The organism is Desulfomicrobium escambiense DSM 10707, assembly GCF_000428825.1.
GTDB classification, from domain to species: Bacteria; Desulfobacterota; Desulfovibrionia; order Desulfovibrionales; family Desulfomicrobiaceae; genus Desulfomicrobium; species Desulfomicrobium escambiense.
The window spans coordinates 165,326-173,558 of record NZ_AUAR01000010.1; the positions used below are offsets into that span (position 1 = coordinate 165,326).

Here is an 8,233-nt window from a genome sequence, read left to right on the forward strand (position 1 = left end):
GCAGCTTTGCCGTGGTGCGCCGGGGATGGCCGCGTGGCCGGAGGGCCCCTGCCGGCCGGTCGGAGGGCTTACGGCATGCGGAGGTCCCTGGATATCGGCCCGGAGGATTCAGTAGATCTTGCGCTTGGAGAAGCTCGATCCCAGCACGGAAAAGGTGTTTTCGACGATGAACAGGGCGTGGGGATCGTGGGTGAAGGTGATTTGTTCGAGCTTCTTGAGCTGGATGTTGTTGATCACGGTCATGAGGACGTTTTTCTCGCGCTTGGTGAAGGCGCCCATGCCCCGCAGGAACGTGGCGCTCTGCTTCATGGAGTCCAGGATGGTCTGGGCGATGGCCTCGGAATGGTCGGAAACGATGAACACGACCTTGCGCTGGGAGAACAGGGACAGCGTGTGCTCGACCATGACCGAGGAAATGAAGACCATGATCAGCGAAACGATGACCTGGTCGATGGGCATGATGGCCAGGCAGAAGAGATACAGGGCCGCGTTGAAGGCGAAATAGACCTTGCCGACGCCGATGTTGAAATTCTGGAAGAGCCAGACCGCGATGATGTCGAGTCCGCCGCCCGAGCCCAGGGAGCGCAGGATGAGCCCGCCCCCGAGGCCGTTGAGCACCCCGCAGGCCACTGCCGCGTAAAGTTGCTCGTGGATGTCCAGGGTTGCGTCGATAAGTTCGTAACAGACCGATGTCGCCACCATGGCGTAGAGGCTGTAGAGAACGAAGCGCGGGCTCAGCTTGGTCCAGCCCAGGACAAAGGCGGGCAGGTTCAGCAGGAAGAAGAATATGCCCGGCGAGAGCCAGCCTGTGGTGTAGTAGATGATCGAGCCCACGCCGAAGAACCCGCCGGGTATGAATTGCTGAGGCAGGGCAACGGCCTTCATGGCGAAGGAGTAGAGGATGGCGCCGGCGGTGATCAGTAGCAGATTCCAGCGGACGGAGTAGGTGAAATCGAATCTGGTGCGTTTCGTGGCCTCAGTCGATGTCTGTGAAACGAACATTCCTGCTCTCCGGATCGCCCGTGGCCAGGATGTCGGGCATGAAGCCTGCCAGGGCGGAGGTCTGCCGGGAAGGAAACCCACGGCCATGTTGCGGCGCGGGCGAGGGTGAAGGCTGTGCGAGGCCATGCCGCGTCCCGAGTGCGGCGCGGGCTGGCCCATTCGTTGTCCCGTCCGTGTTCAGCTCCCCCTGGAGGGGACGGGCACCTTTTCCCGGTCATTGAAAGCCTACAAGTAGCCCACACACAGGTGCACTGTCGAGCGCAGGCCGTCCGGGCTTCGATGTGACGCGAGGCGACAGGGCTATGACCGGGTTTCTTGTCCTGATTGACAGGGAACATGGCAGGTTTTATTTTGCATATAAATCTAGTCAATATTCTATTCAATTTATACTAAATATATTTGATTAATAAACATATAATTATCAAAATACTATGCATTGTTCTAGGCAAATCGTATTAAAATTCGAGTCGAAGGTGACGCTGTGGCACTGTCGCTGACGGAATTTCTAGAACACGGGCCGGCCACGTCCAGGGAGATCCAGGACGCGACCGGGTTGTCGCAGGCTGCCGTGTCGAGGCAACTGCGGAAACTGGGGCATCGCGTCGTGGCAATCAGGAGCGGCAGGACTCCGCGATACGTCCTGACGCGAAACGCCTTCGGCGGTGGGGACCGGCTGCCTTTGGCCGTGGTCGATGCGCACGGCGACGCCGTCGTCGTCGCTCATGTCCGTCCCTTGGTCACGGGAGGTTTCCTTGTCGAGCCGACGCCGGGGATGTCTTCGCTGCTGTTGGGCGACAGCGGCGACGGGTCGTATGATGATCTTCCGTATTTTCTGCAGAACATGGGGCCCCAGGGATTTGTCGGGAGGCAGATCGCCAGGGCGATGAGCGCTCGTTTCCCGGAATTCCCGGATGATCCAAAATGGTGGACGACACATCATATAGGAAGATTTCTGATATCCAATGGGGACGATCTCCCCGGCAACTTCACGTTCGGGGAGCAGGCGCTGCTTCGCGTGCGCCGCAGGCCTGACGCCGTCGATGACGCGGAGTATCCTCGTCTGGCAGACAGAGTCATGGAAGGCGAGGTGCCGGGATCTTCGGCCGGAGGGGAGCAGCCCAAATTCACCGCGTTCAGCGGAAAGAGCATGTCGCATGTCATCGTCAAGTTTTCGCCGCCCGGCAACGGCGAGATGTCGAGACGGTGGCGTGACGTGCTCATTACGGAATATCATGCCGCTGTGACATTGCGTGAGAACGGTTTTCAGGTTGCGGAAACGAGATTGCTCGAGACGGGCGGACGGCTGTTTTTGGAGTCGCGACGGTTTGACCGGGCCGGAGAATACGGCCGGATGTCGATGATCTCCCTTGCGGCCGTTGATGTGGAGTTCGTCGGGTCGGGTTCAAGCTGGCCGCGTGCGCTCAAGGCGCTGGCCGGGAGAGGGTTGATCGCCCCGGAGCATGTTGTTGCTGCCGAGTCGTTATGGTGTTTCGGGAAACTCATTCACAACACGGACATGCATCTGGGAAATCTGAGTCTGGCCCTGGACGGAGACGCCTTCCGGCTGTTGCCCGTGTACGACATGTGTTCCATGGGCTTCGCCCCGCGAAGCGGCGGGGAAGTGAGGCTATATGCCTTTGCACCGCGCCATCCGCAGCGACTTGTCATCAATGACGAAACATACGGTGCAGCCCGGCGAATGGCCGCCGGTTTTTGGGACAGCGTTGCCCGGGATGGCAGGATTTCCAGCGAATTTCAGGAATTCTTGCGCCAGGGCAATCCTGTGGAAATGATGGAGTGATCCGGGAATGGGGGCCATCCGGACCTCCAATGCGACGCATCGTGGCAAGGTCGGAGCCCCAGATGTGACAGTCGCTCGGCACGGGCCGTCGGGAGCCTTTTCGGCTTTCTTACTGCTCGCCCGTATTGTCCTTGCTGGGATTGCCGGATAGGCAATACCAACTTTGGAAATCGATCTCCCCTAAGTCGACAACAACCCGAAAAATCTCACGCGCGTCAACGAGGCATTGAAGTGCTTACTTGGCTGACGAAAATGAATTCAAACGCCTCATGTTTGATGTGGAGGATGCATGAAGGCTCGTAAAAATGTATCACAGACCACCCCACGTATTCGAAACAGCACCGCGGAATTTCTGATTTTTACGGGCCAGAGCGGGGATACCTCCATCGAAGCCCGCTACGAGGATGGCACCATCTGGCTGACTCAGAAGCTCATGGCTTCGTTGTTCGACGTGGATGTCCGCACAATCAGTGAGCATTTACAGCAAATTTTTAAAAGTTCAGAATTACAGGAAGATGCAGTTATCCGGAAATTCCGGAATACTGCCTCGGACGGCAAAAACTATCTGACACAGTTCTACAATCTCGATGCCATCATATCCGTGGGCTACCGAGTCAATTCCGTACGTGCCACGCAGTTCAGGCAGTGGGCCACCAGCATTCTCCGGGACTATGCCATCAAAGGGTATGTGCTTGACAGAAAGCGCATGGAGAACGGTGTATTCTTGGGTGAGGACTATTTTGAGCACTTACTCGAAGAGATTCGGGAAATCCGGCTCAGCGAGCGTCGCTTTTACCAGAAGATCACGGATATTTATTCCACCAGTGTGGACTACAATAAAAACGCTCCCACGACTCGTGACTTCTTCGCCAAGGTCCAAAACAAGCTTCATTTTGCCATTCATGGGCATACAGCCGCCGAACTGATCATGGAACGCGCTGACTATTCCAAAGATCATATGGGAATGGTGACATGGGAGAATGCCCCAGATGGCAAGATCCTGAAAAGTGATGTCTGTGTGGCTAAAAACTATCTGGCTAAGGATGAACTGGAAGCCCTAGGGCGTATTGTCAACGCCTATTTAGATTTGGCTGAGGAACGCGCCCGAAGAAAAATACCCATGACCATGGGAGACTGGGCTAAGCGTTTGGATATGTTTCTAGAGTTTGATGATCGGACTGTGTTGAAGGATAAAGGAAGAATTTCTGCAGTCGCCGCCCAGGAGCATGCAGAGAGCGAGTTTGAAAAATATCGAGTTGTCCAAGATAGGTTGTATGAAAGTGATTTTGATCGCGTGTTGAAGGAATTAGAAAGCTGAGTGCGCTCCAAGTGGGAAGGGGTTGACAAGGCCGAAAAGGCTACAACAGATGATATTCGTGATGCGCGTTGCCATTTTTCGGTGGGGAAAGCTTTTGGCAAAAAAGAAGGGGATTGGATTTTTGCATCCAACCCCTTGATTTTTTTGTGGCGCGCCAGGGAGGACTCGAACCCCCGACCGATTGCTTAGAAGGCAGACAACGCCCTTTTTACCGTTTTTTATGTTCTTGCATAGTTCGATATATTTTCAAGTAGTTACGAGAAATCTTTTTTATTGACTTGCATCCAATTTGCTCTATTTTGACCCTTAATGGTGGGGGATGAGGTGGGGGACGATCCCCCAGAAAGACCCGCCAATCGAGGGGATTGTGGCCAAGCAAACGCGCATTGCAACGAAATATCCGGGTGTCTTCATGGTGGCGTCCACTTCTCCGGCTACTGGAGAGGCGGATTTCATCCTGTATGTCCGGTACAAGCGGGACGGGAAACTGACCGAGGAACGGGTAGGGCGCACGTCCGAGAAAGCCCCAAGGCCGAACCACGCAAAGTTCTGGAATCCGCACCTTGCCTCCTTGGCGCGCGCTGATCGTATGCGCGGCAAAGAACAGTCCAACGTCGAGAGACGGGCCGAGGAGAAGGCCGCCAAGGAAGCGGCGGCGGGGCGCTGGACCGTGGCCAGGATCTTCGAGGCGTACAAGGCCGCGCACCCCGAGCAAGCCAGCATGAAGACTTGGGTCAGTCTCTACACGGCGCACATTGACCCCGCCATGGGGAAGAAAGAGCCTTCCGAACTCGTGACCTTGGACGTGGAGCGCCTACGCCGGAACGTGGCCAGGAAGAAGCATCCCCGGACCGGCAAGCCACTAAGTGACCAGACGGTGAAGCATGTTGTCTCCCTGCTAAAGCGTCTCATCAAGTGGGCGTCTGACACGGGGCGCATTGAATCCGCGCATCACCTGAGGTTCAAAATGCCGTCCGTGGACAACACGGTTACGGAAACCATGACCCCGGAGCAGGCGCGGGCATATTTCGAGGCCCTGGCCATGGAGAAGGACCGGGACGCGGCCGCATATTTCAAGGTCATGTTGTTGACGGGCATCCGCAAGAGCGCGCTGCTGGCCCTCCAGTGGGAAGACGTGGACTTCCAGCGCGGCTTCGTGACCCTGCGCGGATCTTCGGCCAAGAGCGGCAAGACGCAACAGATACCCCTTGCCGAGGAAGTGCTGGAGGTTCTGCGGGGCGTCGAGCGCACAGATAGCCCCTTTGTGTGGCCAGGGAAGGAGGGTGCGCAACGGGTGGACTTCCAGCGCATGGGGCGGCGACTACGGGACAAGGCCGGCCTGCCTAAGAACTTCAGACCATGCCACGGGCTGCGGCATTGTTTCGCTTCCTGGCTGGCGTCGAGTGGGAAGGTTGACCTCTATACCCTGCAGCGACTCTTGACGCACGGGAGCGCGGCCATGACGGCGCGCTATGCCCACTTGGCGGACGACGCACTGAAACGGGCCGCGGCGGTGGCGGGTGGCATCCTGGACATGGCCCAGGCCCCGGACGAGAGGCTTGTGGAGATAGGCAAGAAATAATTTTCTCGGCTCCGGGCCCATGGTGGACCCGGCCGAAATTCGGCCAACGCGGGGCGCGGGAACGCCCCACGAGGCCTAACCACAACGAACCACTAGGAGGTTCATCATGGCTACACAGAACGTATCGACCCAGGCGGCGCAGGGCAACACAGAAGAAACGGCTCAACTTAGGGATTTTTTTGACGGGCTATCCAATGAAGAGTTGATAGAGGCGACTATGAACCTTGCAGACACCAAGGACGCCACGGGCAAGGGACGGGCTGAATCCTTTGCCACAATGAAGGAACGGAACAACGCCGAAACCGAGTTCGACGCCCTCACGGACCAGATTGACCGCCTCAACCTGCTGGGCGCGTCCCTGCAGTCCATGGAGTTCAACGAGCACGAGCGCCACACGGCCGCCGTATTGGTCAAGGAAGCGTGCTCGCGGATCTTCGCGCACGCCGAGTGCTTGCTGGCCCTGGCGACCAAGTAACCAAGGCACCCCTCCCCAATGCGAAAGGGCGCTGCTTCCACACGGAGCGGCGCCCTTTTTTTGCGTCCGAAAACTTTTTCAAAAATATTTTGAGCAACTGATTCCGGCGAACCATCGAACCATTTGGCCTATTTTGGGTGGTTTTGGCCTAGTTTGGCCTACTGCAATTTTTATGATGCAATCGAGAATCAGGGCGATATAGACGAATTTCGTCTATAGTGCTTGCTTGCACTTTGTTTTGTACATGCTAGTGCGTTCTCGCAAGTCACAACAAAAGCCCATAACGGAGAATGCAACATGACCACGACTTCCACGACCACGACGACCGCACCCATGAATGAGGCCCAGGCCTGCAAGTATCTGGGGTTGTCCATCCACACCGTCCGGCAATGGCGGCACCTTGGAAAAGGCCCCCTCTATGTGAAAGTTGGCCGTGCTGTCCGGTATCGTCAGGCGGACCTGGACGCGTACATGCAATCCCGCACCGTAGCCCCCCAGGCCTAAGGCGGGTGCGGTCATGGCGAGAATCACACCAGAACAACTTCAGCGGCTCCAGGCTTTTCTGGACAGCCTCCCCGACGAGGCCAAGAGCAAGTGCTCCATCTGCAACACTACCTTGACGCACATCGTCAAGCAGGCCGAGGCCGAGACCGGCGTCGGCACGGCTACCGTGACCCGCGCTCTGGCCGAGAAGGTCAACGAGACAGCTCTCCCCGCTGACAGAGTATCCGGCGATCAACTCCGTGACCGGGTACGTCGAAGTGCTGGCGAAAAAGAATCTGGGCGAACCGCCCAAATAAAAAAGCCGGACGCCAACCCAAACCAAGTGCTAATACCAGAGATTGTCGTCGAGCGCGTGAAGGAGATCCACAAGCAGAAGGGAGTGTCCTACGCCGACGCCATCACGGAGATTGCCCGGGAGGAAGGCCAACGCCCCGCGACGGTCAAACGCATCTTTGCCAAGGAGATGGAGCGAAAAGCCTATCAGTCCACCGTGACCCAGGCAACGCAATTTGCCAAGATAGCAATCCTTCAGCTCGAACGAATCGCAGATGACGATCCGGCGCGGCATGAGGCGTTCAATCTGGTGCGCACATGGATGGATGCCGAGGAGGCCGCGTGTGGGAAATAAAAAAGAAACCCCGGGGCATCACACGCCGGGGTTCAAGGATGAGCCAAACACAGAGGCGCCCTCTCCTTGCCACACCTTGCGGCGTTTGTCAACTTTTATTGCGAGGGTGCGGGCGTGATTGACCTGAACGGCTACGGGCCACAAGGGAAGCTGGCGGACGTGCCGCTTGTCCTCGGTGACGCCGTGGAGAAGTTCCGGGCCGCCATGGATGCCGAGGGCTACGGCTCCCCGGACATCGAGGCAGACGGCGTGCTCCATCGCTTTGACCTCCCCGACGACAAGGCCGGCGCGAAAAGCGGCTGGTACATCCTTTACTCTGACGGCATCCCCGCCGGTTGCTTCGGCAACTGGAGGGAAGGAAGCTCCATCCCGTGGTGCTCGAAAAAGCCATACGAGATGACCAAGGAAGAGAACGAGGAGCACGAGCGGCGTATTGCGCGGGCCAAGACCGAGCGCGAGACGAAGCAGGCCGAGGCGTGGGCTATGGCGGCCCGCAAATACTGGGACACCTACCAGCAGCTACCCCTGGCCCCGGCAGACCACTCTTACCTCGTGAAGAAAAAAGTCCCTCCAATGGAGGGCGTGCGCATCGCCCGAAGTGGCCGCCTGGCCGTTCCCCTGCGGGATGCCGAGAACACGTTCCAGGGCGTCCAGTGGATCGACGGCGACGGAAAAAAGCGCTTTGGCTCCGACGTGAAGACCAAGGGCAATTTCTATCTGATCCCAGGCGACATGAGCACCGTGTTCGTCTGTGAGGGCTACGCGACGGGCGCAAGCATCGCCATGGCGACAGGTCAGGCGGTTGTCGTGGCGTTCAACGCCGGCAACCTCTCCGCGGCCACGGCATCAGCAAAGGTGGCCTGCCCCGGGTCCAAGCTCGTGATTGCAGCGGATGACGACCGATGGACGAAAAACACCAAAGG

The 8,233-nt window shown here is 57.6% G+C and carries 8 protein-coding genes; 7 read left to right on the top strand and 1 reads right to left on the bottom strand.

Annotated features, from left to right (window positions below):
* Window positions 1-108: 108 nt before the first annotated feature.
* On the bottom strand, window positions 109-1,002 hold the full coding sequence (locus G394_RS0111045) for a YitT family protein (RefSeq protein WP_028577704.1): 894 nt from the start codon (window positions 1,000-1,002) through the stop codon (window positions 109-111).
* 481 nt (window positions 1,003-1,483) lie between these two features.
* Between G394_RS0111045 and yjjJ the strand changes: the two genes are divergently transcribed.
* From yjjJ to G394_RS0111080, 7 genes are all read left to right on the top strand, one after another.
* Entirely contained in the window at window positions 1,484-2,803 is a 1,320-nt protein-coding gene (gene yjjJ, locus G394_RS0111050) for a type II toxin-antitoxin system HipA family toxin YjjJ (protein ID WP_028577705.1), read from the top strand.
* Window positions 2,804-3,092: 289 nt separating this feature from the next.
* Window positions 3,093-4,121 carry a virulence RhuM family protein gene (locus G394_RS0111055; protein ID WP_051307125.1) on the top strand — a complete coding sequence of 343 codons (1,029 nt, stop codon included), beginning with the start codon at window positions 3,093-3,095 and terminating at the stop codon, window positions 4,119-4,121.
* 589 nt (window positions 4,122-4,710) lie between these two features.
* The gene (locus tag G394_RS0111060; protein ID WP_169725556.1) at window positions 4,711-5,703 is read left to right on the top strand and encodes a tyrosine-type recombinase/integrase; all 993 of its coding nucleotides are present in this window, start codon (window positions 4,711-4,713) and stop codon (window positions 5,701-5,703) included.
* Window positions 5,704-5,920: 217 nt separating this feature from the next.
* On the top strand, window positions 5,921-6,178 hold the full coding sequence (locus G394_RS0111065; RefSeq protein WP_156902584.1) for a hypothetical protein: 258 nt from the start codon (window positions 5,921-5,923) through the stop codon (window positions 6,176-6,178).
* Between the two features lie 297 nt (window positions 6,179-6,475).
* On the top strand, window positions 6,476-6,682 hold the full coding sequence (locus tag G394_RS0111070; protein ID WP_028577709.1) for a helix-turn-helix transcriptional regulator: 207 nt from the start codon (window positions 6,476-6,478) through the stop codon (window positions 6,680-6,682).
* A gap of 13 nt (window positions 6,683-6,695) precedes the next feature.
* The gene (locus tag G394_RS0111075) at window positions 6,696-7,310 is read left to right on the top strand and encodes a hypothetical protein (RefSeq protein ID WP_028577710.1); all 615 of its coding nucleotides are present in this window, start codon (window positions 6,696-6,698) and stop codon (window positions 7,308-7,310) included.
* Between the two features lie 114 nt (window positions 7,311-7,424).
* Window positions 7,425-8,233 (top strand): toprim domain-containing protein (locus G394_RS0111080; protein ID WP_211226257.1); only part of this gene is annotated, 809 nt, incomplete at its 3' end.